The sequence below is a fragment of the Corynebacterium sp. HMSC05D03 genome (assembly GCF_001807205.1).
GTDB classification, from domain to species: Bacteria; Actinomycetota; Actinomycetes; order Mycobacteriales; family Mycobacteriaceae; genus Corynebacterium; species Corynebacterium aurimucosum.
The window spans coordinates 1-26,009 of the sequence record NZ_KV788156.1; the positions used below are offsets into that span (position 1 = coordinate 1).

The 26,009-nt window shown below is 60.3% G+C and carries 21 protein-coding genes; 8 read left to right on the forward strand and 13 right to left on the reverse strand.

The window, feature by feature from the left end:
* Positions 1 to 5,842, reverse strand: a 5,842-nt coding sequence (locus tag HMPREF3147_RS00020; protein ID WP_070443141.1) for a G5 domain-containing protein, incomplete at its 3' end; no start/stop codon positions are given.
* Positions 5,843 to 6,223: 381 nt separating this feature from the next.
* On the reverse strand, positions 6,224 to 7,000 hold the full coding sequence (locus HMPREF3147_RS00025) for a hypothetical protein (protein ID WP_070443143.1): 777 nt from the start codon (positions 6,998 to 7,000) through the stop codon (positions 6,224 to 6,226).
* Positions 7,001 to 7,161: 161 nt separating this feature from the next.
* On the opposite strand from HMPREF3147_RS00025, the gene HMPREF3147_RS00030 reads away from it, so the two are divergent.
* On the forward strand, positions 7,162 to 8,301 hold the full coding sequence (locus tag HMPREF3147_RS00030; RefSeq protein ID WP_210384553.1) for an Mrp/NBP35 family ATP-binding protein: 1,140 nt from the start codon (positions 7,162 to 7,164) through the stop codon (positions 8,299 to 8,301).
* A 7-nt stretch (positions 8,302 to 8,308) separates the two neighbouring features.
* Here HMPREF3147_RS00030 and HMPREF3147_RS00035 read toward each other — a convergent pair whose 3' ends face one another.
* The 3 genes from HMPREF3147_RS00035 to sigE form a co-directional block, all read right to left on the reverse strand.
* Entirely contained in the window at positions 8,309 to 8,887 is a 579-nt protein-coding gene (locus tag HMPREF3147_RS00035; protein WP_070443147.1) for a twin-arginine translocase TatA/TatE family subunit, read from the reverse strand.
* 67 nt (positions 8,888 to 8,954) lie between these two features.
* Positions 8,955 to 9,404, reverse strand: a complete 450-nt coding sequence (locus HMPREF3147_RS12380; protein WP_083276391.1) for an anti-sigma factor family protein — start codon at positions 9,402 to 9,404, stop codon at positions 8,955 to 8,957.
* 94 nt (positions 9,405 to 9,498) lie between these two features.
* On the reverse strand, positions 9,499 to 10,164 hold the full coding sequence (gene sigE, locus HMPREF3147_RS00045; protein WP_070443151.1) for an RNA polymerase sigma factor SigE: 666 nt from the start codon (positions 10,162 to 10,164) through the stop codon (positions 9,499 to 9,501).
* Positions 10,165 to 10,326: 162 nt separating this feature from the next.
* Here sigE and HMPREF3147_RS00050 point away from each other — a divergent pair, with 162 nt between their 5' ends.
* Positions 10,327 to 10,974: an O-methyltransferase gene (locus HMPREF3147_RS00050; protein ID WP_070443206.1), complete on the forward strand. Its 648-nt coding sequence runs from the start codon at positions 10,327 to 10,329 to the stop codon at positions 10,972 to 10,974.
* 394 nt (positions 10,975 to 11,368) lie between these two features.
* On the opposite strand, the gene glgC is transcribed toward HMPREF3147_RS00050, so the two are convergent.
* Positions 11,369 to 12,586: a glucose-1-phosphate adenylyltransferase gene (gene glgC, locus HMPREF3147_RS00055; RefSeq protein ID WP_070443154.1), complete on the reverse strand. Its 1,218-nt coding sequence runs from the start codon at positions 12,584 to 12,586 to the stop codon at positions 11,369 to 11,371.
* A gap of 165 nt (positions 12,587 to 12,751) precedes the next feature.
* Here glgC and glgA point away from each other — a divergent pair, with 165 nt between their 5' ends.
* Both glgA and HMPREF3147_RS00065 read left to right on the forward strand, forming a co-directional pair.
* Complete coding sequence (glgA, locus tag HMPREF3147_RS00060; RefSeq protein WP_070443156.1) at positions 12,752 to 13,906, forward strand: glycogen synthase; 1,155 nt, start codon at positions 12,752 to 12,754, stop codon at positions 13,904 to 13,906.
* Positions 13,907 to 13,917: 11 nt separating this feature from the next.
* Positions 13,918 to 15,375 carry a GH32 C-terminal domain-containing protein gene (locus HMPREF3147_RS00065; RefSeq protein ID WP_070443158.1) on the forward strand — a complete coding sequence of 486 codons (1,458 nt, stop codon included), beginning with the start codon at positions 13,918 to 13,920 and terminating at the stop codon, positions 15,373 to 15,375.
* Between the two features lie 339 nt (positions 15,376 to 15,714).
* Here HMPREF3147_RS00065 and HMPREF3147_RS00070 read toward each other — a convergent pair whose 3' ends face one another.
* The 7 genes from HMPREF3147_RS00070 to dapE form a co-directional block, all read right to left on the reverse strand.
* Complete coding sequence (locus HMPREF3147_RS00070) at positions 15,715 to 16,602, reverse strand: methyltransferase domain-containing protein (protein WP_070443160.1); 888 nt, start codon at positions 16,600 to 16,602, stop codon at positions 15,715 to 15,717.
* Positions 16,603 to 16,611: 9 nt separating this feature from the next.
* On the reverse strand, positions 16,612 to 16,779 hold the full coding sequence (locus tag HMPREF3147_RS00075) for a DUF3117 domain-containing protein (RefSeq protein ID WP_010187237.1): 168 nt from the start codon (positions 16,777 to 16,779) through the stop codon (positions 16,612 to 16,614).
* Positions 16,780 to 16,910: 131 nt separating this feature from the next.
* Positions 16,911 to 17,207: a DivIVA domain-containing protein gene (locus HMPREF3147_RS00080; RefSeq protein ID WP_070443162.1), complete on the reverse strand. Its 297-nt coding sequence runs from the start codon at positions 17,205 to 17,207 to the stop codon at positions 16,911 to 16,913.
* A 3-nt stretch (positions 17,208 to 17,210) separates the two neighbouring features.
* A complete protein-coding gene (locus HMPREF3147_RS00085; RefSeq protein WP_070443164.1) occupies positions 17,211 to 17,948 on the reverse strand; it encodes a glucosyl-3-phosphoglycerate synthase in 738 nt (245 codons plus the stop codon).
* Between the two features lie 3 nt (positions 17,949 to 17,951).
* Positions 17,952 to 18,764, reverse strand: coding sequence for a dihydropteroate synthase (folP, locus tag HMPREF3147_RS00090; RefSeq protein ID WP_168166683.1), 813 nt, complete (start codon positions 18,762 to 18,764; stop codon positions 17,952 to 17,954).
* A 26-nt stretch (positions 18,765 to 18,790) separates the two neighbouring features.
* Positions 18,791 to 19,561 (reverse strand): LOG family protein, encoded by a 771-nt coding sequence (locus HMPREF3147_RS00095; protein ID WP_070443168.1) that lies wholly within the window; start codon positions 19,559 to 19,561, stop codon positions 18,791 to 18,793.
* A 7-nt stretch (positions 19,562 to 19,568) separates the two neighbouring features.
* On the reverse strand, positions 19,569 to 20,657 hold the full coding sequence (dapE, locus tag HMPREF3147_RS00100; RefSeq protein WP_070443169.1) for a succinyl-diaminopimelate desuccinylase: 1,089 nt from the start codon (positions 20,655 to 20,657) through the stop codon (positions 19,569 to 19,571).
* Positions 20,658 to 20,748: 91 nt separating this feature from the next.
* On the opposite strand from dapE, the gene HMPREF3147_RS00105 reads away from it, so the two are divergent.
* The 4 genes from HMPREF3147_RS00105 (at position 20,749) to HMPREF3147_RS00125 (ending at position 25,977) form a co-directional block, all read left to right on the forward strand.
* Positions 20,749 to 22,107, forward strand: a complete 1,359-nt coding sequence (locus HMPREF3147_RS00105) for an amino acid permease (RefSeq protein WP_070443171.1) — start codon at positions 20,749 to 20,751, stop codon at positions 22,105 to 22,107.
* An 18-nt stretch (positions 22,108 to 22,125) separates the two neighbouring features.
* A complete protein-coding gene (gene dapD, locus HMPREF3147_RS00110) occupies positions 22,126 to 23,097 on the forward strand; it encodes a 2,3,4,5-tetrahydropyridine-2,6-dicarboxylate N-succinyltransferase (protein WP_070443173.1) in 972 nt (323 codons plus the stop codon).
* Between the two features lie 123 nt (positions 23,098 to 23,220).
* Positions 23,221 to 24,651 (forward strand): amino acid permease, encoded by a 1,431-nt coding sequence (locus tag HMPREF3147_RS00115; protein WP_070443175.1) that lies wholly within the window; start codon positions 23,221 to 23,223, stop codon positions 24,649 to 24,651.
* Between the two features lie 480 nt (positions 24,652 to 25,131).
* Positions 25,132 to 25,977 carry a type IV toxin-antitoxin system AbiEi family antitoxin domain-containing protein gene (locus HMPREF3147_RS00125; RefSeq protein WP_070443179.1) on the forward strand — a complete coding sequence of 282 codons (846 nt, stop codon included), beginning with the start codon at positions 25,132 to 25,134 and terminating at the stop codon, positions 25,975 to 25,977.
* Positions 25,978 to 26,009: the final 32 nt, after the last annotated feature.

The following is a 26,009-nucleotide window of genomic DNA, read 5'->3' on the forward strand; positions in this document are numbered from 1 at the left end:
GATCGTCACCGGGCTCTTCACTCGGCTCCTGGCTCGGATCGTCCGTCGGTCCCTCGCACTTGCACTTGGTACCGACGCGCAGCTTGCGCGGCTGCGGGTCTTTGATGACTTCCTCAGAAGTCTCCGGATCGCCCTCCGGCACGCCGTCCTTGAGCTTCCAGGTCTTGGTTACTTCCTTCTCCCCGAACTGGCCAGCCTGGTCTTCAACGACCTTGCCAACCTCCATGTCCGGGTCGTACTCAATGATGGTGTCGTAAGGAGTGTTCTCCTTGTGCTTATCCGTCAGCTCAGTCTCGTGGTGGTCCGCAGGACCAACCTCGATGATGTGCGTGGTCGGATCACTGATCTTCTCAGTGGACTCGTCCTTTGTCGCCTCACCGTTCTCGGCATTCACCTTAACGGTGTGCTTAACCTCGCCTTGCTTGCCCTGCTGGACAACCTTGGTCTCGCCCGGCTTCAGCGCAGGGTTAACTCGCACCTCAACCTCGAACGGAGTGTGCTCATTCCATTCGATGACCGTGGATGCAGGCTTGCCCTTAGTGCCGACCTTGACGATCTTCTTGACCGGATCGGCAACACGCTCGATGTTGGTCTCCGAACCCGTGACCTTTGAATTCTCAATGGTCTTGGTCGTTGTAACCTTGTCTTTACCCAGCTTGCCCTCTTGGACGGTCTCCTGGGTACCGGCTTCCATCGTGTCATCGAAGATGAACTCGGTCTCAAACGGAACATCAACCTCGTGCTCGGAGGTGTCAGAGCCTTCGGTCTTGGTGCCCACGCGGATCACCGCGTTGCTCGGCTCCTTGGTGCGCTCAGTGGTCACGGTCGGATCGCCATCCGGCTTGCCATCCACAATCTTCTGAGTCGAAGTAACGATCTCGCTGCCAAGCTCGCCCTGCTTGTCGACGACCTGCTCGCCAGCCGGCAAGGTGTCATCGAACGTAATCTTCGTCTCGAACGGCACCGGCTTCTCAGTCTTAGTCACCACAGAGGTGTCCGCAGCCTTCGGACCATACTCGACGATGCGCTCAACAGGTTCGGTGCGAGCCTTGACCTCCGCAACCTGTGCTTCACCGTTCGTTCCTGTGAAGGTTGCGGCATAGGAAGCCTCGCCGTTCTTGCCTTCCTGAACGACCTTGGTCTCGCCCGGAGCGAGGTCAGGGTTCGATCGCAGGGTCGTGCCGAATGGAATCGGTTCAGTCCACTCAACCTTATCGGTCGCCGTGGCCTGCTTGGTACCAACGGTGATCACCTCGTCGACAGGCTGCTTCGTCATCTCTTCAGAGACCGTCGGCGCACCGTCTGGGTTCGAGTTGGTGATGTTGCGCTTGATCGTCACCGTCTTCTCACCCGGAACGCCTGGCGTCGTCACCTTGGACTCACCAGCAGGCATGTGCGGGTCGTACTTGACGACGACCTTGAACGGAACTTCCGTCTTGAAGGTCTCGACGTTCTCACCAGTGGTCTTGCCACCAACGCGGATGATCTGCGTGACCGGAGCCTTAGTCTGTTCCTTGGTGACTTCCGGTTTACCGGAAGGCTTACCGTCGACAAGCTTCTGCGTAGTCGTAACGGTCTCTACGCCCTCTTCGCCCTTCTGGTCAATGACCTGCTCGCCAGCCTTAAGAGTGTCGTCATAGATGATCTCAGTCTTAAACGGAACGCGGTTCTTCTCGGTGAAGGTCAGTTCCTGATCCTCAAGGCGCGGGCCATACTCCACGATGCGTGGCTTCGGATCCTTGGTCACGGTATCCGACGTGGTCTTTACCGTCGGGACACCGCCTGGCTCGAGGGTGGCGTCGAACTTCGCAGTGATGGTGCGTTCACCGGCTTCGCCCTCCTGAACAACCTTCACCTCACCCGGCTTGAGTGCCGGGTTCGGACGCATGATGGTATCGAAACCAGTAGCCATGGTCCAGGTCATTTCATCGGTAGCCTTTGCAGGCTTGGTACCAATGAGGACGACCTCATTAACCGGAGCCTTGGTCTGCGACCAGTTGCCCTTTCGGTCCTGTGCCTCTGTGCCTGGAACACCCTCGGTTTCAACCTTGTAGGTGCCCTGCGGGACGGTGTCATCGAACTTGTACTCAACATCAAACGGTACCTCGCGAGTCGGGGCATCCTGGATGTTGATCGGTGCATAGATCCGGTCGGTGGAACCATCGGAATAGGTAACCGTAACCGGAACCTTGATGGAATCACCCGGCTTCGCGGACTTCGGCGCGGTAGCAATTACGTTGCCCTTGTCATCCAAGCCCACGAGCCAGTCACCGTTGGCTGTCGTGACCGTGTACGTCGGGTTGCCAAACTCGTTGGTTTCCTCAGTTGCCGTGTAGCCATCAGCCGGAGTGATCGTGTACGGCTGATCCTTCGCCACGGTAATACCTTCAGGCAGCTCAATCGTAAGCGGTGCGGTAACCGTCTCGCCAGGGAACGTAGTCTCTGGCGGGTAGGACGGATCGACCTCGAAGTTCTGAGTCAAGTTCACCACAGTGGTAACTGGAGTCTCGTCGGTCGAACCATCCGGGTAGGTCACCGTCACGTTGTGTACGTGCTTATCACCCGGCTTAGAGTCAGCGGGCGGGGTTACGGAAACCTCACCGGTCTTCGGATCGATCTTGTAGGTCCATCCGTCAACGGTGTCCTCAGTTTTCGGGTTGTCGCCATCCATGCCGAAGGAGAATGTCGTGCCGTCCGGTGCACCGTCCCGGTTAACGGAACGCTTCACCTCGGTGCCCGGCTTGGTGGATTCGACCGGGTAAGTAGGCTCGTTGATGTCCTTCTGGTTTTCCTTCACCTTGAACGGTGCAAAGACAGTGTCAGTGGAACCGTCGAGGTACGTGACGGTAACAGGGACACTCACACCGTCACCAGGTCGAGCGTCCTTCGGTGCGGTAGCGGTGACGACACCGTTTTCGTCGACGCTGACCTTCCAACCATCGACGTCGGAAGGCACCTTGTAGCGCTGCGACGGATCTTTAGCTAGGTCGCGCTCGGGAATCTTTGATTCGTCCGTGATGTCAGACGTAATCACGCCACCCGGCGTCGTGGTCTGCAGCATGTACTGTGCCTCGTAAACCTGACGCATCTCTGCCACAACGACGACGGTAGCGATGGTCCTATCAGACGAGCCGTCCTTATAGGTGACACGAACAGGAATATCCGCGGAACTACCAGGAAGCGCTCGCTTGCTAATCGGGGTAGAGATCACACCCGTATCCGGGTCAATCTTTACGTCTTCCCACTTCAAATTACGCGGAGGCGCAATATAGTCCGGATCATTCGGATCCGTGATGATGGAGAATTTCGGTTCAGAAGCTTCGTGCATCTTAGTGCGGTCAACCTGGCTGACCGCCAAGTCGCCTGGTCGGCCCGTAACTGTCGGATACACGGGATCGTTTGTACGCGCGTAGGCATCGATGACCGTAAACTCTGCCGGAACGGTAGCGGTGGAACCGTCTGGGTAGGTTACTTCTACATTGACGGTGACAGTCGTACCATTCTCCACTGTCACATTCGGGGTTGCGGTAACCGTACCCTTCTCATCAATGTCGAACTTCCAGTCCTGCGGCAAATTATCAGGCAACTTGTACTTAGCGAGCTTCGGATCGGACAACATCGTATCGATATCCGAAGTCACCTTCTCCCCTGCCTTAGTCACCTGCGCAGGGTAGGAAGCGAAGTCCTTGCCGGTGCCATCACCAATAACGTTGATGGTGCCGGTCACCACCTGTGGGGTAGCGCCCGTAGCGTAGTAAGCCTTCACTGGGATGGTTAGTCGCGCGCCAGGTATAGCTGTTTCCGGAATCGTCGAAGTCAGCTCACCAGTATTCTCGTCGATAGTGACTGTCCAGTCACCATACTTGTACTCAAAAGAACCGTCTGGGAAAGTATAGCGATTGGGCTTCTCGTCATCGGCGCGACCGCCCAAGCCAAGCTCCGGCAAGGTCGGCTGAAGCGTAACCGTTTCATTTACGTGGCCGGATTCCGCGGTGTAGTCCGGAACCTTGATCGCATTGACGATCTGGAAGGGAACCTCAACGGTATCGGTCGTCCCATCTGGGTAGGTAGCGATAACCCTCGGCAAAATCTTGGTGTTGTTCGCAGCAGCTTCCGGGGACGTTGCCCTGACTTTGACGGTGCCATCATCATCGACCGTTACTTTCCATCCTTCCGGAACGGACGCAGGGTCAACATCAAAAGACTTGGGCCGGACTGGGTCGTATCCCTCAAAGCTGGGCTTTAAATCAAGCTCGGAAACAAGTTCCTTACCTGCTGGGCCCTCAACCGTTCCCCTGACAGCTAATTCCGTAACCTGAGTATCGTTCGGGTCGATGACAGCGAGCAGCGGAATAATATCTTGCGAGCCATTGGAATAGGTGACGATAACACGAGGCTGAGCGAACGTGCCCGGCATCGGATTGGCTGGGGTCGTAACCGTGACGTCATAGGTGTTTGGATCTAGCTTGGCGTCCCAACCTCTATAAACGTAGCGCTTATCAAGTTTAACTTCGGCTTCGACGCCGCCATCCTCACGCCTCCTCACCAGATCAGCGATCTTGTCACCAACCTGCTTATAGGTAAGAGTTTGGGGCCCAGTGACAACTGTATTAGTAGTCTTATCAACACCAGAGGTCACTGATTGCTGGACCGGAGAATACTCCGGATCGTGGAACTGGGTGTCATCGAAGCTCCACTGATAGTTGCTCACTACGTTGGCCTTATTGTAGCGAGAAAGCGAATTAGAGCTATCAAAAGCACTGCCTTCGCCGTCGTCGTTATTCTTCTCAGCTGCAGCTTGAAGCTGCTCCACAGAACGCGGCTTGGCCAACACGCTAAACCGCATACCCTGCTGTTGACTCAGCTTCGTGCCCTTGTACTTCGGCATGGTGTAGAAGATATCGCCGGTAGTCTGATCGATACGCAGGCTCGACGTGCCACCACCGGAAGCAGCGGTGTCGCTCGTACCGATGAAGCTACCCTGGGCGTCGTAGGCTTCCACAACCATGCGGGACAGGGAATCATCCACGCCCTCGCCTTTAATCGCTGGAACGTTAATCTTGCCGACCTTGAGCTCTTCATCCGGCCTGATCACCAGCTTTTCTTGGTTCTCCCACGATACCGAGATCGGGTTACATTCGATGTTCTCGCTCGGCCACGGATTCACGACGGCCGTAAAGGCTGCAGATTCTCCCCGGGTGGCCCTAGTCTTTGGGTCGGGATTTTCCTGCTTATAGTTGCCCTGCCAGGCGTAACGTACCGGGTTAGCGGAAGTGGCCTCAGCGAACTGCTTGACTTTCTGGTCAGTCAGTTCCGCGTTGAGATTTAGGTTTCGTTGTTGCCTAGAAGCAGTAATATCGAGGATTTCGTCGGCTTTGTGAGTGACAATCTTGTCGACAAATGTCCGGCCCGCATCCATAGCGGGAAGTTGCGCTGCATCGAGATAGGCACCCATAAGGCCTGAATTGGAAAAGCTCCAATCAGCGAACGTGCGGTCCTTCGAGTTATCAAAGGAAACACTCAAGCCCCAGGCTTTCTTGTCGGGGCTGGATGCAGACGGCTCAGAAGTATACCAGCTGAAACCAGCCTGGCTGCCCTTCGGAGTGCTTTCTGAGACAACACACGAGCCAGCCGGCAGATCCGAGGCCTTCTGGGCATCCTGCTCCACCGCTCCCGACTTGTCGCGGATACCCCCAGAGAACTCCGCGGCAGTAGCGTCAGGGACCACCGTATTAAAAGAGGTGATACTGAGGCCGCTCAGTGCGAGCGTAATAGCAGAAAGAGCTGCCACCCCTTTACGGGAGGAGCGCAGCCGGGTGGAGCGATTTTTTGGCGCATTCATTACTAAAAGTCCTTTCAAATGCAGCACTCTGCCTCGCCCTCTGAGCGCGGAATACCCAAAACCCCTGTGGATTATCAAGTTATTTCCCCACGGCTACCCCAGAGAATAGACAGGGAACAAGCAGACTATCCCTATAAAGAGTACCTCTCACTTCAGACATAAGCAAGGAAAAACTTGTCTAACCTGTAGTTTTAAAAAGCCAGTGCACGTTTCATGTGAAGGATGAACTTCACAGAATCTCCCGGTTTGCTAAGTTTTAGAGATTTTCCTCCCATTTCCGGGCGTTAGCGGTGCAGGCAGTCGGCGCCAAGCAAGGCCGTTTCAACAGCCCCCACCCCGCCACGCGCGTCCACTAGAACTGAATCTCTGAAGGTGAATTTTCTAGGATTCCTCATGGACCAAATCCGACCCACCAGAGGAATTGGAGTCACCCTCCTCGTTGAGGTTCTGCATGAGGTTGGCCTCCATCCAGGCGCGCACGGTCGCCTCAAAATCCTCGGAGTCTTCTACTTCCTGCACCACTTCATCGAGGTCCTGCGCGGTGAGGAACTTGGTAAAGGAGGCGATCTCTAGTTTCTCATCGCGGTTGAAAAGCCCGTCTTGGTAGACCACGACGTAATTCTGCGGAAGCTCCGGCTTTGAATTAGGGCAGCCTTCAGCACCGGCAGGCTCCACCACGGAGACCTCCGGTGGCAGCGAAGCCATGAGCGCGACGTGGGTGCGCTCCAAAAAATCCACGTCCTTGGTGCCTTCTTCCTTGGCAGCCACGTAGTCCTTGGAAACCGCGCGGGCTTCCTCCGGGTTGTAGACGCTTAAGAATTCACCCGTGCAGCCGACGAAAAAGTTGCCATTAGTGCTTACCCCGCTGACATGTTCCCCTCCCTGGCGCACCAGCATTGGCTTCTGAGAAACGGTAGCCGCGCGTCCCTCATCGCGCAGGGTCTGGCGGTAGATCTCCGCCAGCACGCGCTGCTCATGGGAAGTCGGATCAAGCATGATGGTGATCGGCGCCGAGTTCACTGGGTTCGGTTCCGGCTTGGGTTCATGCCCAGAGCATGCGCTTAACGACGCCCCCACAACCCCCACCAAGGCCACCCCAACAATGCGGGCGAAGGTGCGGGAATGTGCAATAAGGCGGGGCATCAGAATCAGGCGCATTCTTTCTATTCAACCGGACATGTCGAGCACACATGTCGCTGTTCTTCAGGGTCCAAAGTCCGCAGCGCTGGGCCGCGGCATCTGGCTGAATTTTACACGCCCCGCTGGCCAGACGGCGGTGTGGCTCTCCCCGATAGCACGTGACTAGACTAATGCTCGTTATGACTAGCGCTATTACTGAATCTTCCGTTCGCGACGCGCTCACCCGCGTCGATGACCCAGAAATCGGCCGCCCCATCACGGAGCTCGGCATGGTGAAGTCCGTGACTGTTAACGGTTCGGACGTGGATATCGAGCTTTATCTCACCATCGCCGGCTGCCCGATGAAGGGCACCATCGAGTCCAATACCCGCGCGGCCGTCGCAGAGCTCGACGGTGTCGGCGACATCAGCATCTCCATGACGCCGATGAGCGACGAGCAGCGTAAAGAACTCAAGCAGAAGCTGCGCGGCGGCCAAGCCGAGCCGGAGATCCCCTTTGCCAAGCCGGAGTCCACCACCCGAGTCTTTGCGGTGGCCTCCGGCAAGGGTGGCGTGGGCAAGTCTTCCGTTACGGTGAACCTTGCCGCGGCCTTGGTCAAGAAGGGCCTCAAGGTAGGCATCGTGGACGCCGATATTTACGGCCACTCCGTCCCCAGCCTGCTGGGTTCTACTGCCGGGCCAACCGTGCTTGACGACGAAATGCTGCTTCCCCCCATATCCCACGGCATCAAGCACATTTCCATTGGCCAGTTCGTGGAGGGCAATGCGCCCGTGGTCTGGCGCGGGCCGATGCTCCACCGCGCACTTCAGCAGTTCCTCGCAGATGTCTTCTGGGGTGACTTGGACGTGCTCCTGCTGGACCTGCCACCGGGTACTGGTGACGTTGCCCTGTCCGTAGCCCAGCTCATCCCCAATGCGGAGCTGCTGATTGTGACCACCCCGCAGGCGGCCGCCGCCGAGGTGGCCGAGCGTGCCGGTTCCATCTCCCAGCAAACGCGCCAGCGCGTGGCCGGTGTGATTGAGAACATGGGTGCCATGGTCATGCCGGATGGTTCCACCATGGACATCTTCGGCTCCGGCGGCGGCAGCGTGGTGGCCGAGCGCCTCAGCGTCCTACTGGGCCACGAGGTTCCCCTATTGTCCAGCATTCCGCTCGATCCGAGCCTGCGCGCGGCTGGCGATGCCGGAACCCCCATCGTCATTTCCGCGCCCGACTCCCCCGCTACCCAAGCCATCACCAAGGTGGCGGATTCCATTGCGGTGCGCTCCGATTCCCTCGTGGGTAAGAAGCTCGGCTTGGGTGTCACCCGCAAGGGCTAAATAACCTTTAGGTGACGTCCTCCCAGGAGGAGCTGCCCTCGCCGGTGGATGCATTCCCACCGCGCGGGGGCTGTGTCGTTTTAGTCGCCTTCTCCCCCGTCGGCTGTTGTACTCCGGCGTTCAGGTCCGGGTAGACCTGCGAATAATCAAAAGTCGGCCGACCAGGATTCTGCTCCGGCGCTGGTTGCGCCGGACCCTGCTGCGTGTGCGCGGGTTGGTTGGTCATATCCGCATCGTGCTCATACGGGCTGGTGCTCTTCTTGATGTCCTCAGCCATTTTTTTCGGGTTGAAATCGTCCCAGGCGGAATCGTCGCCGTCGAAAAGCGCCTTGGTGATAACCCCGCGCGGTCCCATGCGCGTCCACTCCGCCGCCTGACTCAAAGGCACCCGGAGATCGTCGAACTCCGCGCCGAGACCGCTCATCTCGCCGTTGAGCTCCGCCTTGGCGTTGGCAATGGCCTTGCGCGCCGCGTAGATAGCCGCACGCACGTCCATAATCACGCCGGGCAGGCGCTCGGGACCGATGATCACCAGACCCAGCAGCACGATGACGAGGATCTCTACCCAACCAATTGAGGAAAACACGAAACTATCTTAACTACTTAGCTAGTGGTGACTGGGCGACGGGCGCGCGGGAGGCTTCGGTCTCTTGTTAGCCCCGCTGGTTATGCCGGATGGCGCGCACCACCATTTCCACCTTGTCCAGGAAATCCTGGCGTGGCTGGTGCGCGGGAGCTTCCGCATCCGGCCCGGGCCCTATGCCCTGATGGGCGATACCCGCGAGCTTTGCCATCAGGGAATCAGGAGCCTTGACATGGGATTCCACACTGCATTCACGAACCCACTCGGCGGCGTTGCGCTGGTGGTGAATCTCCGCCCGGCATTCCGGGCAGTGCACGAGGTGGATGCGTACGCGGTGGGCATATTTGGCCGGCATTTCGCCGTCGACAAAAGCGACGACCGCCTCGGGCCCCAAATGGCCGATAGTATCTGCCCGCTGGGCGCGGGACTTTGCTTTATCGCGGACTTTGGCTTGGGCCTCGGTGAAGAACCCGGACAGGCTCAGGGAATGCCCGTCGCTGCTATGTCCTTCTGCATTCACCTCAACGTCACCTCACCTCAGTGCATGCTCTTCTGCAGTGGCCTAGCGCTTAGCTGCGGGAGTCTAGCCCTCTAAGATTCAAACGCTGCCCAGTCTAGCGGGTACGCAGCAGGCTGCGCGTGTCTGCGTTTGTCTGGGCTTCCTTTTCCAGCGCGGCACGCAGCTGGGAGCGGCCGCGGTGGATGCGCGAACGCACAGTACCCATTTTCACGCCGAGGGTTTCAGCGATTTCGTCGTAGCTCATACCCACGACATCACAGAGAACCACCGCCACACGGAAGTCCGGCGCCAGGTTATCCAGGGCTGACTGCAACGCCGGATCCAGGTTGGCCACCGTATAGGCCTGCTCCGGGGTCATATCTGTACCTGGGACACGCTCATAATCCTCCGGCAGCGCCTCCATGCGGATCTTGGAGCGGTGGCGGACCATATCCAAAAAGAGATTGGTGGTAATCCGGTGCAGCCAGCCCCCAAAGGTTCCTGCTTGGTACTTATCCAAGGAGCGGAAGACACGCATGAAGGTTTCCTGCGTGAGGTCTTCGGCATCGTGCTGGTTACCAGACAGGCGATACGCCAAGCGATAGACATCATCGGCGTGCTCAGCCACGAGCTCACTCCACGAAGGCATCTCGGCCTGGCCGGCGTCGAATGCAGCGGTTCCGGTCAACTCCTCAACTTCAGCACTGACAGCATGGCTGCCAGTGGCAGAGGAATCGGTGGAACGGTGAGCGTGCTCAAACTCGCGCTGCTGTGTGGTCATGGCGAATATCTTTCTATAGTGCGCGTCGAAACTCCAGCCACGGCCCTGTGAGCAGCCTGTGAATCCGTCACACCTCTTACATGCGCTTCTTGCGTCACAGCTGAGGAGAGTTGCGGGCGATTCTCGGCACGCAGCTGAGGCGATTTCACTATGGTTTTCTTTGTGACTACTACGGCTTATGACGCAATGCGTACCTATATCGAATCCACCAGCGAGGTCTCCGAGGTGCTCGCCGGCGCCCGCGCCCATGCGGAGGAGTACGGCCTGCCGGCCCCGGATGAAGCCACCGGCCAGCTGCTCAGCACGCTCGCGGCGGCTTCATCCGGCACCACCTCCCGCCCGCAAGCGGTAGCGATCACTCCCGCAGCATCCGTCGTGGGCCTCTACTTGCTCGCCGGCATGCCGGAGAACGGAATCCTTACCTGCATTGACCCGGAAGCCGAGCACCAGGCCAGCGCCAAGAGAACTTTCCGCGAGGCCGGCTACTCCCCTAGCCGTGGGCGCTTCTTGCCCTCGCGTCCCCTCGACATCATGGGCCGCCTAGCCAATGACACCTACCAGGTGATTTACGCCGAGGTCCCAGCGCTCGATATGCCCGCGCTGCTCAAGGCCGCTTGGCCTCTACTGCATCAGCACGGCACCTTGGTGTTGGCCAATGCGCTTCTCGACGGCACCGTCGCCGACCCCTCCCGCACCGACCGCGACACCGCCGCCGCCCGCGAAGCCGACGAATACGCTCGCTCTCTCGAGGGTGCTGCCGTCACTCGCCTGCCGTATGGGGCGGGCCTAACACTCATCACCAAGCTGTAGTCGCCTTCTGAAACTGCCCGATCTGCCAAAACCATCGCCCGTTTTTCGATCGGCACGGAGATTTTCGTCATCTAGGGCACCGTTGGTTTAGCCACTGATACGTCTCCGAGCTAAACCCCGCCCTGTGTCGTCGGTGTCCTTTTTGCGCCGACTTTTTATTCCTTCTCCGTTCCCCCACCCTTCGCGCTCACCGTGGGGGCTTCGCTAGACGGGCTGCGCGCTCTCGGTGAGCGCGAAGGGAGTGTACTGAAAAGTGCGGTGTTGCAGGGCGTTGTTGCGCAGGCTCCTGAAGCATTCCGAGACTCGTCGGCGCCACCAAAACCACGAAAAGCGGACGTGGAGTGGACTTCAATCCACCCACACGCCCGCTTAAGGCGCTGCGCTGTCTCGCGGCTTAGACCTTTACGTTCTTGCCCACGACAACCACGCCGCCCTCAGACACCTTGAATCGCTCCTCATCGCGCTCGCGGTCAACACCAATGATGGCCCCGTCGCTGACCACCACGTTCTTATCCAAGATGGCATGACGAACTACCGCGCCCCGGCCAATGCGCACGCCTGGCAGGATGACGGAGCCTTCCACCGTCGCGCCATCCGCCACGTGCACGTCTGAAGCCAACACGGAGTTGCGGACCGTACCACCGGAGACGATGCAGCCCGGAGCCACCATCGAAGACTGCGCAATACCGTTCTGCACGAACTTCGCCGGCGGGAAGTTGGAATCATCCGTGGAGTGAATGGGCCACGAACGGTTGTACAGGTTGAAAATCGGGTGCACCGAAATCATGTCCATGTGTGCCTCATAGAAGGAGTCGATGGTGCCAACATCACGCCAATAGCCATGGTCACGCTCCGTGGCACCGGGCACCTCATTGGCCATGAAGTCATAAACATGCGCCTGCCCACGCTCCACAAAATAAGGAATGATGTTGCCGCCCATGTCATGTGCGGAGTCCTCATCCTTTTCGTCTTCCAGCAAAGCGTCGATAAGCGCCTGCGTGGTAAAAACGTAGTTGCCCATGGAGGCGTAGGTCATGTTCGGGTCGTCCGGGGTCGCCGGAGGATTGGCAGGCTTCTCGACGAACTCCGTAATCGTACCCATCCCATCCGCCTGAATGCAGCCAAAGGCAGAAGCCTCAGAACGCGGGACGCGGATGCCCGCCACCGAGCAGTCCAGGCCAGTCGCGATGTGCTCCTCCACCATCTGCGCTGGGTCCATGCGGTAGACGTGGTCAGCACCGAAGACGATGACATAATCCGGCTTCTCGTCATAGATAAGGTTCAGCGACTGCAGGATCGCATCGGCCGAACCGTTGTACCAGCGTTTACCGCGGCGTTGCTGAGCGGGCACGGAAGCGATGTACTGCGGAGTCGGGCCAGACAGGTTCCACGCTTGGGAGATGTGGCGGTCCAGAGAGTGGGACTTGTACTGGGTCAGCACAGCAATTTTGAGGAATCCGGCGTTGACAAGGTTCGACAGCACGAAGTCGATCAGGCGATAGGAACCACCAAAAGGAACGGCGGGCTTAGCGCGGTCTTCCGTCAGCGGAAAGAGGCGCTTTCCCTCGCCGCCGGCAAGGACAATGGCAAGGACATTAGGAAGGCTTCTCACACCACCCAATTTATAGACGTTTTCTGGATCGCGCAGAAGAAGTGCGTTTGTTTCTACCCCCCATTGTCCACCTCACACCTCGCCCGCTGCTTTCCGACGAACCACCGCACCGACCTGTCCATCAAGGTTTAGCGCGAGCTGTGGATAATCCGTATTCTGGCGAGTATGAGAGCCGGAATATTTTCTAAGGAGTATCCGCCAGAGATTTATGGCGGAGCGGGCGTCCACGTCGCAGAGCTCACGCGCTTCATGCGCGAGATTATTGATGTCTCTGTGCACTGCATGGGTTCTGAACGCGATGAGAAGGACGTCTTTGTACATGGCATTGACCCTGCGTTGAAGGAGGCCAATGCCGCCGTGCAGACGCTTTCCACGGGTCTGCGTATGGCCAATGCCGCCTCCGATATCGATGTGGCTCACTCCCATACCTGGTACACCGGTCTAGGTGGCCACCTTGCCGGCCGCCTATACGGCATCCCCCACGTGGTCACCGCGCACTCGCTCGAACCGCACCGCCCATGGAAGCGCGAGCAACTCGGTGGTGGCTATGAGATCTCCTCGTGGTCCGAGAAGAACGCTATGGAATATGCCGATGCCGTCATCGCCGTGTCGGCCGGGATGAAAGATTCCATCTTGGATGCCTACCCCCGCATCGACGCCGACAAGGTCCATGTAGTCCTTAACGGCATTGATACTCAGGTCTGGCAGCCGGGTGAATCCACGGTGCTGGATGAGCTGGGCGTCGACAAGCAGCGTCCCATCGTTGCCTTCGTGGGCCGGATTACTCGGCAGAAAGGCGTCAAGCACCTGCTCAAGGCTGCCCAGAGCTTTGATGCAGACATTCAGCTTGTGCTGTGTGCTGGCGCGCCGGACACACCGGAGATTGCGGCAGAGACCGAAGCCCTCGTGGAGGAACTGAGCGCGCAACGTGACGGCGTGTACTGGGTCAAGGACATGCTCTCGCGCGAGCAGATCAAGCAGGTCTACTCCGGTGCGGACGTTTTCGTGTGCCCCTCTATTTATGAGCCGCTGGGGATTGTCAACCTTGAGGCAATGGCCTGTGGCACCGCGGTTGTGGCCTCCAATGTGGGTGGCATCCCTGAGGTCGTCGTGGACGGCGAAACCGGCGTTCTGGTCAACTATGACGTAAATGACGAAGCCACCTTTGAAGCTGATCTGGCTGCCGCTGTGAACCGTGTCGCTGCCGATAAAGAGCTGGCATTACGCTTCGGTTCCGCCGGCCGCCAGCGCGCCATCGAGGACTTCTCGTGGGCTACCATCGCGCAGCAGACCGTGGACATTTACCGCTCGTTAATGTAGGAAGGACTGCCGTGACGCATAAAAAAACGCACCATCGCCCAGAACTTCACTTCGTTCCCGATAGCGGGATCCTCGAGGCCCCCGCAGGAATCGTTCGGGACGGTCATACCTGGCACCTGTTCCACCAGTACCGTCCTGATGCCGGCCAGCCTGCGCGCTGGGGCCATTCCACCTCTGAGGAAACGGCCTTCGAGTGGCTGGAGTGCGACGACGTCCTCGCCACCGTCGGCGGCGAGCTATCGCTGCGTGCAGGATCCGTGGCGGAAGGAAAGGACGCTCTCAACCTGTACTTCACGTCGGTGACCTCGGTCGGCACTAGCGTGCGCTTGGCGCGCTACACCGACTACGCCGATGAATGCATCGTGTCAGATGACCCTTCGGCGCTCGACCCAGACGTTGTCCGCTTCGGGGAAGCCGTAGGCGCCCATACCAATTATGACCGCTTCCGCTCGCCCTCCGTGGTCCCGGACTGGGCTAAGGAAGACCGCGAAGAGGGACACGATGGCTGGCTTATGCTGGCGCTGACCGGGCATTCCGACGCACCAGTACCGGTAATCCTGGACAGCCCCAACGGCGAATCCTGGACGCTCCTCGGCCCCTTGAGCTTCGATGGTGATCCTGGCTTTAAGGAGGGCGAAGTCCCGGCCGCCTCTCCCATCCCGCCGGTGGTTTCACCGCGTCTGGTACGCCTGCGCGACGAGGTGGATAGGGAAATTTACGACGTTCTCTTCGTGACCTTGGAACGCGAGGGCCGCGATGTCTCCGGATATATCGTGGGCCGCCTTGATGGCACTGTGTTCACCGTGGCGAAGGGCTTCCAGCGCGTGGACTTTGGCCATGATTTCTCCCGTCCGCGCAACACCAACACCACGACCGGAACAATTCCGCAGGATTGCCGCTACGACCGCGCAGTCATCCTCGGTCTGCTCAACGGCAACGGCCGCGGCGATGATGCCACCAAGCACCCCACGTGGGAGGCTGAGGGCTGGGCTAATAGCTTGTCCCTGCCGCGCGCGGTGACGCTGCAGGGCGGCGTGCTGTTCCAAACCCCGGCGGAGGGGCTGCCGGATGCTGTAAAGCTTTCGGATTACGCACAGTCTTGGACGGGTGTCCTCGAAGTACCTGCGGGTTCGAGCGTGACCGTGACGCTGAAGGACGGCTCTGGCGATACCGCTGCGGTCATTCGCCATACTGGTGAAGAAATCAGTCTGGACCGCTCCATGTCCAAGGCCTTCGATAACTACTTCAAGGACTCCGCTCCTGCGGTAGCGCCGCTGGCTGAGGGGGATTCGGATACCCTCACCGTCATTCAGGATGGTGCCAGCGTTGAGGTCTTCGTCGACGGCGGTTTGGTGGCCATGAGCTCCCGTGTCTACTTCGATGGTGGTTGCTCCGCCATCGAGGTTAGCACCGATGGCGAAGCTGTCATTGAGCAATCGTGGAGCCGCAAGGGTACCAAGCGCTCCTAATCGCATCGACTGCGAGACGGCATATAGGAGGAGGACCGAGTTGTCTCGGTCCTCTTTTTAATGCGCCCCCTACCCTTCGCGCTCACCGGGGTTCTCAAACAACCACCGCGGGCGCTGCCGGTGAGCGCGAAAGGAGATTGAGGCGGAGGTCTATGCAGATGCCTTCGAGCGCCGACAAGACCACGCAACATCAGAGCCACAACGAGCCAGGCCGGGCCTCCCCCCGCCCTTCGCGCTCACCGAGGACATCAAACAACCACCGCGGGCGCTGCCGGTGAGCGCGAAGGGTGGTTTCGAAGAGAAGCAGCGAAGGAAGGCCCTAAAAAGGAGCGTCAGCAATTAGGCCGAGCGCAGGCGATCCAGGCGAGCGTGAGCCGTCACGGTCAGCGACTGCGGCAAGGAGGCCATGCGCTCTGCCAGCTCTTCCGGACTGATGTGGCGCGCCGACGGGCTCATGCCGACCTGTGCGGCGATGGAGGCCTTATCCAAGACGATGGGGAAGGAAATATCGACCGGGTCGGCCGCCTGCTCCAAGAAACCTTCCGCCTGCGCGTAAAGGCGTTCCACCTTGCCTTCTTCCACACCGAGGATGCCCAGAGGCTCCCGCAGCTCGTCCAGATGGCCCGTCTGTGGAGTCAGCACGATGACCTCCCCGCCCGGTGCGAGAACGCGCTGGAACTCCGCCGGGTTGCGCGGGGCAAAGACCACCGAAATGGCGTGAATCGAATCATCCTTTAGCGGAAGGCGCTCCCATACATCCGCAACCACGGCGCCAACTCGCTCATGCGACTTGGCCAAGTGCTTAGCCGCGTGCGTAGAGATATCCAGGCCAACGCCGCGTGCGCCCTCAATCGAATCAAGGGTGTGTGCGAGGTAGTAACCCGTACCCGCGCCGACCTCAAGGAGCGCAGGGGCGGTGTCCGCATTCAGGCCAGCCGCATGTTCAGCCGCATCCTGGGTCTCCAGAGAATCCTGCACCGCACCGGTGACTGCCTCCACGAAGGGAGCAAAGTGTCCCATGGCCAGGTAGGTTTCGCGGGCGTTGACCATCGCGGCATCATCGCCTTGGTGCTTCAAACCGGCACCAGCTGCCAGCGTGACGTAGCCCTGCTTGGCCACATCATAGGAATGGCCGGTCTCCGACACGAGGCGGGAAAAATCATCCGCACCCTGCAGGGCGCTGCCATCGGCGGGATCGGCCAGAATATCGACGATATGTGAAAGCATGCTCCTAGACTAGCTAGAAACTGCTACGAGGAGTGAACCCAGCTCCGCTGCTTCTTCTTTGCTGAGCTCAATCACAATGCGCCCACCCCCGTCAGAAGGAATGCGCATGACAATCTTGCGGGACTCCTCTACCGCTTCCATCTCTCCACCAGTGGTACGGGGCTTCATCGCTGCCATATTGAGTCTCCTTCGACTGAGTTTTGTACGTCCCTCTAGTCTAGCCCTTTTTCAGCCGACGGCGGCAGGCTCGTTCCCACAGGCTTCCCCGCAAGCTCCCTCAAGGCCTCGTCCAAGGACGAGTCAAAGGGTTAAGCCGAAGGTTCGGAAGAAGCGTCAGACGCTGTCGCCGGCGCTGCCTTTAAACGGCGCTCCACCGCAGCTAGGAGGGCATCCACCTGGTCCTGACGGTAGCCGCGCGCCACCACGTCGAAACGCAGGTCGTCGAAACGCCCCTCGTCGAGGGCACACAGATTTTCATAGTCGGTGTCCACAGCCTTGTCGGGGGCCTCCATAACAGGTCCCCGCCCCACCAGGCTTCCCCACGCCCACGTGCCAATGATCACGAGAGCGATGAGGACAACGAACAGCAGCATCCAGGACAACATGCGCTAAATCTTACCCAGCAGCGGCGGTCGTTGGGCAACGGGCCCAACCACGCCCGCGCGGGAGAGGATGGTGCGCGAAACTACATCGGCCATCGGGGATAGCTCATGGAGCGGGCGGTTGCGGTGGGCGCGAGTGCCCAGGTCCACTTCGGCGATGGCGTGGGGGCCGTGGCGCTTGGCGACGTCTATCAGTAACCCCGCTTCCACCCCATAGCCCGCGACGAAAGGCAACCCCACAGCCGCATCGCGGCGAATCGCATACTCCCCGCCCAAAGGCTGATCAATGTGCGCGAGCTCTGGGAAAAACATGCGCAGAAGCGGCTTGGCGCTCAGCTCCGTGACCCGCCCGCCACCTGTGGGCTGACCGTTCAGGCTGCGTGTATAGCGCGCCTTGACCAGCTGCACGTGGGGGTCCACAAAAGGCTCACTTAGCGCGGTCACCATGCCGGGGGCGGCGGATTCTAAATCCGCATCGATGAAGACGACGACCTCGCCCCGGGCCGCGGCCACCCCGCGCCACAAGGACTCGCCCTTGCCAGGCTGCGGCGGCTCCTCCACCACGTCGCGCCAATTGCACACCCGAGCCCCAGCCGCGGCTGCCTGTGCCGCGGTCCCATCGGTGGAGTCGGCGTCGACGACGATGACCTCTAACGGATCGTCAGCCAGGCAGGCGCGCACCACGTGGGCGACGGTGCGCTCCTCATTAAGCGCAGGGATAACTACGGAAACGCTGACAGACATGGCTTAGGCTAGCCCCCGGGTCGTCGCCAAGGGCGCCATCTGGCCCTGGATGGCGGCGGTCATCCGAATGACATCGAGTGTCGGGGCCACCTCATGGACCCGGAATGCCGCGACGCCCCGTGCCGCCGACCACGCCGTTGCCGCCAGTGTGCCCGCGACGCGCTGGTCCACGGCGCGGTCGAGGGTCTCACCCACAAAGTCCTTGTTCGACAAGGCCATGAGCACCGGCCAGCCCGTTGCCACGATCTCCTCTATGCGCCGCAACAACTCCAAACCGTGGAATGTGTTTTTGCCAAAATCGTGTGTGGGGTCGATGAACGTCAACTCCTCCGGACAGCCGAGGTCGGCGGCGCGCTCAGCTAGCCGCGTGGTCTCGGTGATGACATCGGCGACCACATCGTCGAAGTGCACACGATGCGGGCGGGTGCGTGGGGTCACGCCACCGGTGTGCGAGCACACGTAGCCCACCTTGTGGTGGCCAGCCACCTCGATGAGCTCAGGGTCCCAGCCGGCCCACGTGTCGTTGACCAGACCAGCACCGGCGGCGATAGCCGCTTCTGCTACCTCAGCGCGCCACGTATCCACGGAAATCAGCGCCTCCGGGCGGCGGCAGTGCAGCTCCGCGATGGTGGGCACGACGCGCTCGATCTCCTCGGCCGCGTCGACGTGCTCACCCGGGCCGGCCTTGACTCCGCCGATGTCGATGATGGAGGCGCCGTCGTCAAGCGCCTGCTCAGCGCGCTGGATGGCGGGGTCGAGCTCGAAGGTGGCGCCCTTGTCGTAGAAGGAGTCGGGTGTGCGGTTCACAATCGCCATGACCCGCGCGAGGTTGTACGCTTGGGTCACTTCTTTTCTTGCTCCCGCAAGCGCTTGTCCGACATCACCTTGTGCGCGGCCAAGATGTGGGCGACGGCTTCGTCGATATCGTCGGTGATCAAGAAGAGATCGAGGTCTTCAGGGTTGATGAACCCGCCCTCGGCCAAGGTTTTCTTCATCCACTCCACCAGACCGGACCAATATTCGGTGCCCATGAGCACGATGGGATAGTTGGTCACCTTGCCGGTTTGGACCATACACATGACCTCGAAGAATTCATCCATGGTGCCCATGCCACCCGGTAGGCAGATGAAGGCCTGGGAGTACTTGAGGAACATGGTCTTGCGGGCGAAGAAGTAGCGGAAGTTAAGACCCAGATCCACGTAGGGGTTCAGGCCCTGTTCGTGCGGCAGCTCGATGCCCAAGCCCACAGACAGCCCGCCGGCCTCATGCGCGCCGCGGTTGGCCGCCTCCATGATGCCGGGGCCACCGCCGGTGATAACGGCGTACTTGGCCTCTACTAGGCGGCGGCCCAAAGCCACGCCCAGCTGGTAATTCGGATCATCCTCCGGGGTGCGCGCAGAGCCGAAGACGGTCACGGCCTTGGGCAGCTTGGCCAGCGCATCAAAGCCGTCCACGAACTCGCCCTGAATGCGCAGGACGCGCCAGGGATCGGCGTGCTGCCACTCATGATCCGCACCGGACTGCAGCAGGCGCTGGTCAAAGGTGGAGGACTGCTCTCCAGCAGTGCGCACGAGAAGAGGTCCGCGCAGAGTGCGCAGTTGCTCAGGCGTCATAGTGGTCTTATCCCTTCAGGTAATTCAAGAGTGCGGTCGAGACTTCGGTGATCTGAACGACGGGCACTTGCTCGTCCTTCTTGTGGGCAAAGCCCGGATCCCCGGCGCCGAAATTGACGGCTGGGGTCCCCATCTCGGAGAAACGGGCCACATCGGTCCAACCATACTTGGCGCGGACGTTGCCGCCGACGGCGTCGACAAGCGCGCGTGCCGCCGGCTGGCCCAAACCGGGCAAGGCCGCACCCGCGATGTCATCGACCTCCACGGTGATGTTCTCGTGCTCGCCGAGGACCTCCATCAGGTGCGCCAGCGCCTCCTCGGAGCTGCGGTCAGGGGCAAACCGGAAGTTGACGAACATCCAGGCCTCATCCGGGATGGTATTGGTGGCCACACCCGATTCGAGGTGGACGATGTTGAGGCCTTCCTTGTAGGTGCAGCCGTCAATCTCAACGTCGCGGGGCTGGTAGTTGGCCACGTTGAGCATCACCGGTGCCAAGGTGTGCGCGGCATTGGAGCCGAGCCAGGCGCGGGCTGAGTGCGCGCGGGTGCCGTGGGCGGTCACGCGCACGCGGATGGTGCCCTGGCAGCCGGCTTCGATCATGGCGCCGGAAGGCTCACCCAGCAGCGCTAGGTCTCCCTGCAGCCACTCCGGGTGATCCTTTTGCAGGTGGCCCAGACCGTTGAATTCGGTGGCGACCTCCTCGCCCTCATAGGCAATAACCGTGAGATCGTGCTTGAGCTCATCGGAGTCGTACAGCTGCGCAAAAGCGTTGAGGTAGACCGCCATGCCGGACTTCATGTCAACGGTGCCGCAGCCATACATGATGCTGCCATCCTCCGACATGGTGTGGGGCACGTTATCGGCTAAGGGCACGGTATCGATGTGGCCGGCGAGGACCACGCGGCTTTTAAAGCCCCGATTCGTCCGGGCACAGACGGTGTTACCGTAGCGTTCCACCTCTACTTTGCTCTGGTCCAGACCACGCAGAGCCTCTTCGACCGCATCGGCGATCGCTTGCTCGTGGTGTGAAGGGCTGGGGATATCCACCAAGGCCTTGGTCAGCTCAATGGGATCGGAGAAGAGATTTAAAGTCACAACCCGCCATGCTAGCGCCCCCGGTTGCTTAGTGCATTGCGTAAAGTACTTCCCGTTGCAAACAATCAACAGCGTTGAAGGTGATTTCCCTATGGCTGCGGCCACTCACCTCAAAACCCGCCACCTCACCATGATGGGGCTCGGCTCCGCGGTGGGCGCGGGCCTCTTCCTGGGCGTCGGCCTGGGCATCCAGGTCTCCGGCACTTCCGTCCTTATTTCCTATGCGGTGGCTGGTGTGCTCATCGCCTTGGTGATGTGGATGCTCGGTGAGATGGCCGCCGCCCGCCCTTCGTTGGGTGCTTTCTCCACTTATGCGGGCCAGGCTTTCGGGCCGTGGGCGCGGTTCACGCTGGGCTGGATTTACTGGTTCATGCTGGTCATGGTGATGGGCGCAGAGATTACTGGTGCCGCGGCAATCGTCTCCAACTGGTTCGGGGTAGACCCCTGGATTCCAGCATTGGTGGCCGTAATTCTCTTCGCCATCGTCAACTTTGCCGCCGTGGGCGGCTTCGGCGAATTCGAGTTCTGGTTCGCCATCATCAAGGTTGCCACCATCGTGGCCTTCCTCGGCATCGGCGTGCTCATGGCACTGGGCATCCTGCCGGGTATGGATCTCTCGGTGGCGGGCCACAACTTTACGGAGAACTTCCTCCCCAATGGCGGCCCCGGCTTTGCTGCCGGCCTGCTCGCCGTGGCTTTCGCATTCGGTGGCATCGAACTGGTCACCATTGCCGCAGCTGAGTCCGAAGACCCCGCACACAACGTGGCCACTGCCGTGCGCGCCATCATCGTGCGCATCATGGTCTTCTACATCGGCTCCATCCTGGTCATCACCATGGCCTTGCCTTTCAGCTCTATCCAGGACGCCGATGTGGCCGCGGACTCGCCCTTCACGTTGGTCCTTGCGGCCGCGAAAATCCCCTTCGCCGCGGGATTCATGGAGGCGATCATTGCCCTGGCGCTACTCTCCGCCTTCAACGCGCAGATCTACGCCACCTCCCGCTTGGTCTATGACATGGCTAAGGACCACAGCGCGCACCACGTCTTTTTGAAGACCAACGCGTCCGGCTCCCCCATTTATGCGGTGGTGCTCTCCATCGTCTTCGCCTTTGCATCGGTAGCTCTGCAGTACTGGAACCCGCCGGGGCTTCTGGCCTTCCTCTTCAACGCGGTGGGCGGTTGTTTGCTGATCATCTGGTGCTTCATCGTGGCTTCCTACATCAAGCTGCACCCTCAGATGAAGGCCAATGGAGACCTCACTACGCTGCGTGTTCCGTGCTTCCCGTGGCTGCCATGGATCACCGCCCTGGCGCTGGTGGGTCTTACAATTCTCATGCTTTTCGATCCCTCCGCCCGCAACCAAGTCCTCGCCGTCCTCGTCCTGACCGTGGCCCTGGTTGTGATATTCCACCTACTCCCGGGTAACTCAAGGCGCGCGGCGGACGCGTAACTGCTAGGGTGTGAGCCTATGACTTCAGCATCCGCACGCGGCCTGGCAACCATTACCCACGACGGCACCGTCCTGGACGTCTGGTTCCCCGCAGTTCACACCGATATCTCTGTAGAAGCCAGCGGCACCGAGCGCTTGGAGGAGGTTCCGCAGCAGTTCGCTGACCTGGTGGGCCCCGACGAGGAGCGCGGCGTCGCCCGCATCGCGGTGGAGACCTCTATCAAGGATCTGGACGAGGCTCCCGCCGACACCTACGACGCTTACCTGCGCCTGCACCTGCTCTCCCACCGCGCAGTCAAGCCTCACGGCCTGAACGTAGACGGGATCTTCGGCAAGCTGGCCAACGTCGTGTGGACCAACTACGGCCCCTGCGCGGTTGCCGATTTCCAGATGGTCCGCGGCCGCCTCGCTTCCCGCGGCCCGGTCGTGGTCTACTCCGTCGATAAGTTCCCGCGCATGGTGGACTACGTTGTCCCCTCCGGCGTGCGCATTGGTGACGCGGACCGCGTTCGCCTAGGCGCCCACTTGGCTGAGGGCACGACCGTGATGCACGAGGGCTTCGTCAACTTCAACGCCGGCACCCTGGGCGCCTCCATGGTCGAGGGCCGTATTTCCGCAGGCGTCGTCGTGGGCGATGGCTCCGATATCGGCGGCGGCGCCTCCATCATGGGCACCCTGTCCGGTGGCGGCAAGGAGGTCATCTCCATCGGTGAGCGCTGCCTGCTCGGCGCGAACTCCGGCGTGGGCATTTCGCTTGGCGACGACGCCGTCGTCGAAGCCGGCCTCTACGTCACCGCCGGCACCAAGATTGCCGTCTTTGGCAAGATCGCGGCGGCCCTAGGCCTGTCTGAGGGCGACACCATCAAGGGTTCCAAGCTCTCTGGTGTTTCCGGCGTGCTGCTGCGCCGCAACTCCGTGACCGGCGCCGTCGAGGCCGTCGATTGGAAGTCTGAGGCTGTGGCTCTCAACGAGGATCTGCACAAGAACTAAGCGCTGCTGCTTGAGGCCCCCGTTTCTGCGGGGGCCTTTCGTGATCCCAGATTCATTCCCTCGCCCACGTCCCTGCGCCACGGGCACCCCTCGATGCCCTACCGCCGACAGCCGCGGCCTAGAATGCTAAAGGTGACTGCTCAAAACGATTCCTCCTCTCGCTCACTCGGCAGCGGCTTGAAGGTCCGCCACCTGACCATGATGGGGCTGGGCTCCACCATTGGTGCTGGCCTTTTCTTAGGCACCGGTGTAGGCATTTCTGCCGCCGGCCCCGCGGTCCTTTTGGCTTATCTCATCGCTGGTTTCCTTGCCATCCTAGTCATGCAGATGCTCGGTGAGATGGGCACGGTCATCCCCGCATCCGGCTCCTTTTCCGAATACGCGGAGCACGGCATCGGCCGCTGGGCAGGCTTTACGCAAGGCTGGATTTACTGGCTCGCCACCGTCGCTGTCCTTGGCGCGGAAATCACCGGCGCCGCCGGATTCATCGGCGCGTGGTTTAACTGCCCGCCCTGGATCCCCGCTGCCATCTGCGTGGCTCTTTTCGGAACCATCAACCTGCTGCGCGTGCGCTTGTTCGGCGAGTTCGAGTACTGGTTCGCCTTCATTAAGGTTGCCGTCATCATTGCTTTCCTCATTATCGGCGCACTATTGATTTTCGGACTGCTTCCCGGCCATACCTTCATCGGCACATCTGTTTTCCTTACCGATGGCTTCATGCCCAACGGGCTCGGTGGTGTGGCCGCTGGTCTGCTCGCCGTAGCTTTCGCCTTCGGTGGCATCGAGGTCGTCGCCATCGCTGCGGCGGAATCCGAGGATCCCGAGAAATCCCTCGTCAACGCCGTGCGCACTACAATTACCCGCATTTCGGTGTTCTACCTGGGCTCTGTCCTCGTCATCACCTTCCTCCTGCCCTATTCCTCGCTCGGCTCCGCGCAGTCGGCCGCCGAGTCGCCGTTCACCATGGTCTTGGACCGCGCGGGAATCCCAGGCGCGGCAGCCATCATGGAAGTAGTCATCGTTCTCGCACTGCTTTCCGCTTTCAACGCGCAGATTTACGCTTCTTCGCGCATGATGCACTCGCTGGCCTCCCGCGGTGAGGCGCCCAAGCTCTTCGCCACCACCGACCGCCGCGGCGTCCCGACTGCGGCCATCGCGCTGTCTGTCATTCTTTCCGCGGTGATGGTCATCCTGAACTATGCGGATACCGGGTGGCTGCTGTCCTTCATGCTCAATGCCGCTGGAGCCTCGCTGCTTATCGTGTGGGTGTTCATCGCGGTGAGCCAGTTGCGCCTGCGCCCCCAGCTCGAGGCCATCCACCCACTGCCGGTGCGAATGTGGGCCTACCCGTACCTCACGTGGTTCGCGTTAGCTCTCTTCGCAGCCATCGCGGCGCTCATGCTTAGCGACGCCTCAGCCCGCATCCAACTCTTCTCCGCCGCCACCATGTTCGCGGTACTCGCAGTTGCAGGTGTCATCAACGCCAAGGTCCGCGGTATCGCCCCGACGTCTCGCCTGCCCCTGCCCACGGCCGAGGAGCTCGAGGCCCGCTAGCCGGCCCACACCCTTCGCACCGCCCCTCTCCCCCTCGCGCTGCGCCTCACTACCGGCCCCTCCTTCCCTTCGCGCTCACCGGCGCACGACGTCGCGCTGCTTCCCCGCTCCCCCGTGGCCGCGAAGGGCATAGCGCGTGAATAATCCCCTAAGCACGCGCCTTCACACCGCAGCTCCACCCCTTCGCGCTCACCAACGATGGCTAGCACAACGGCCGAGGCCTCCTCGTGAGCGCGAAGGGTACGCGGCCCCGAAGCCGTCATATCCAATGCCCCTCCCGATCCTTCGCGCTCACCGACATCGATCGGGCAGCCTGTCCAAGGCTGCCTGTGAGCGCGAAGAGGTTTTAAGGGAAGTAAGACTACCTAAATTGCAGACACGACAACCTTTACCGCCGAAATCAACGTCTCGGGGCTGAGTTATCCACAGGCGGGAAATTGACCCTCGACGCGTCGTTAAGCACTGCATACCTTGAGCGTCATGAAGGCATGGACGACCGCGGAGCTTCGCGAGCAAGGCTTGAGCAAGGAGGCAATCAGGCGGAAGCTTCGCGCGGGGACGCTCTTTCGCGTGCACCGTGGGATTTATAGCGACGAGTGGTCGCCGCTAGCTGTGGCGCGGGCTCTGGTGCACGGGCTCAGTCGAATACATTTCACGGGCAAGACCGCGCAGGAGATTCACTTGGGGAGGAAGATGACCTTTCCACTGGAAGCCGAAGGTCCGCGCACGCTCAAGGGCAAGAATTTTCGGGTGACACATTCACGCCTGGCGGCTACTGCAAAGGTAAATGGCCTGCCTGTTGTTCAGGTGCTGTGGGCAGCTCGTCGTATGGCCGCTAACTGCAGACAACTGCTGGAAGAATATTATCGCGGCAAGACTGGCCCTGAGCGTTTGGACAATGACCGGCGGAGAATGCGTCGGGTCCCTCGGCGTTTGAAAGAGACGATACGCCGCACGCCCATCGGTACGGACAGCGTGCCGGAGCGCCAGCTCAGTCGAGGCCTTAGCGCAGACGGAATCTTTCCTGAGCACAACGCGCTCATTGCGGGCTACCGCTTTGACCTGAAGATTGGCAAACTCATCGTGGAGGTCGACGGCTGGGAGCACCACAAACATAGTCGTGCGTTTCAGGCAGATCGCTCGAAACAGAACGCAGCAGTAGCTCATGGGTATACGGTTTTGCGCTTTACTGCTGACGATATCCGCTACCACCTCGACGACGCCGTTCTACTCATCAAAACCATGCTTGAGCAGCTCAAAGGACGGAATCCGACGTTGCCGGCTGTGGTGACGCAACCCTATTGGACATGGCACTTGTGTATGTAACTCTTGAATTTATGACAAGCATTCTTTACACT

Bases quoted from the DNA above. Each gene is read 5' to 3' on its own strand.
- HMPREF3147_RS00025 (WP_070443143.1), bottom strand. From the start codon at position 7,000: ATGCGCCTGATTCTGATGCCCCGCCTTATTGCACATTCCCGCACCTTC.
- HMPREF3147_RS00030 (WP_210384553.1), top strand. From the start codon at position 7,162: ATGACTAGCGCTATTACTGAATCTTCCGTTCGCGACGCGCTCACCCGC.
- sigE (WP_070443151.1), bottom strand. From the start codon at position 10,164: ATGACCACACAGCAGCGCGAGTTTGAGCACGCTCACCGTTCCACCGAT.
- glgA (WP_070443156.1), top strand. From the start codon at position 12,752: ATGAGAGCCGGAATATTTTCTAAGGAGTATCCGCCAGAGATTTATGGC.
- HMPREF3147_RS00070 (WP_070443160.1), bottom strand. From the start codon at position 16,602: ATGCTTTCACATATCGTCGATATTCTGGCCGATCCCGCCGATGGCAGC.
- HMPREF3147_RS00075 (WP_010187237.1), bottom strand. From the start codon at position 16,779: ATGGCAGCGATGAAGCCCCGTACCACTGGTGGAGAGATGGAAGCGGTA.
- HMPREF3147_RS00080 (WP_070443162.1), bottom strand. From the start codon at position 17,207: ATGTTGTCCTGGATGCTGCTGTTCGTTGTCCTCATCGCTCTCGTGATC.
- HMPREF3147_RS00085 (WP_070443164.1), bottom strand. From the start codon at position 17,948: ATGTCTGTCAGCGTTTCCGTAGTTATCCCTGCGCTTAATGAGGAGCGC.
- folP (WP_168166683.1), bottom strand. From the start codon at position 18,764: ATGGCGATTGTGAACCGCACACCCGACTCCTTCTACGACAAGGGCGCC.
- HMPREF3147_RS00095 (WP_070443168.1), bottom strand. From the start codon at position 19,561: ATGACGCCTGAGCAACTGCGCACTCTGCGCGGACCTCTTCTCGTGCGC.
- HMPREF3147_RS00105 (WP_070443171.1), top strand. From the start codon at position 20,749: ATGGCTGCGGCCACTCACCTCAAAACCCGCCACCTCACCATGATGGGG.
- dapD (WP_070443173.1), top strand. From the start codon at position 22,126: ATGACTTCAGCATCCGCACGCGGCCTGGCAACCATTACCCACGACGGC.
- HMPREF3147_RS00115 (WP_070443175.1), top strand. From the start codon at position 23,221: ATGCTAAAGGTGACTGCTCAAAACGATTCCTCCTCTCGCTCACTCGGC.
- HMPREF3147_RS00125 (WP_070443179.1), top strand. From the start codon at position 25,132: ATGAAGGCATGGACGACCGCGGAGCTTCGCGAGCAAGGCTTGAGCAAG.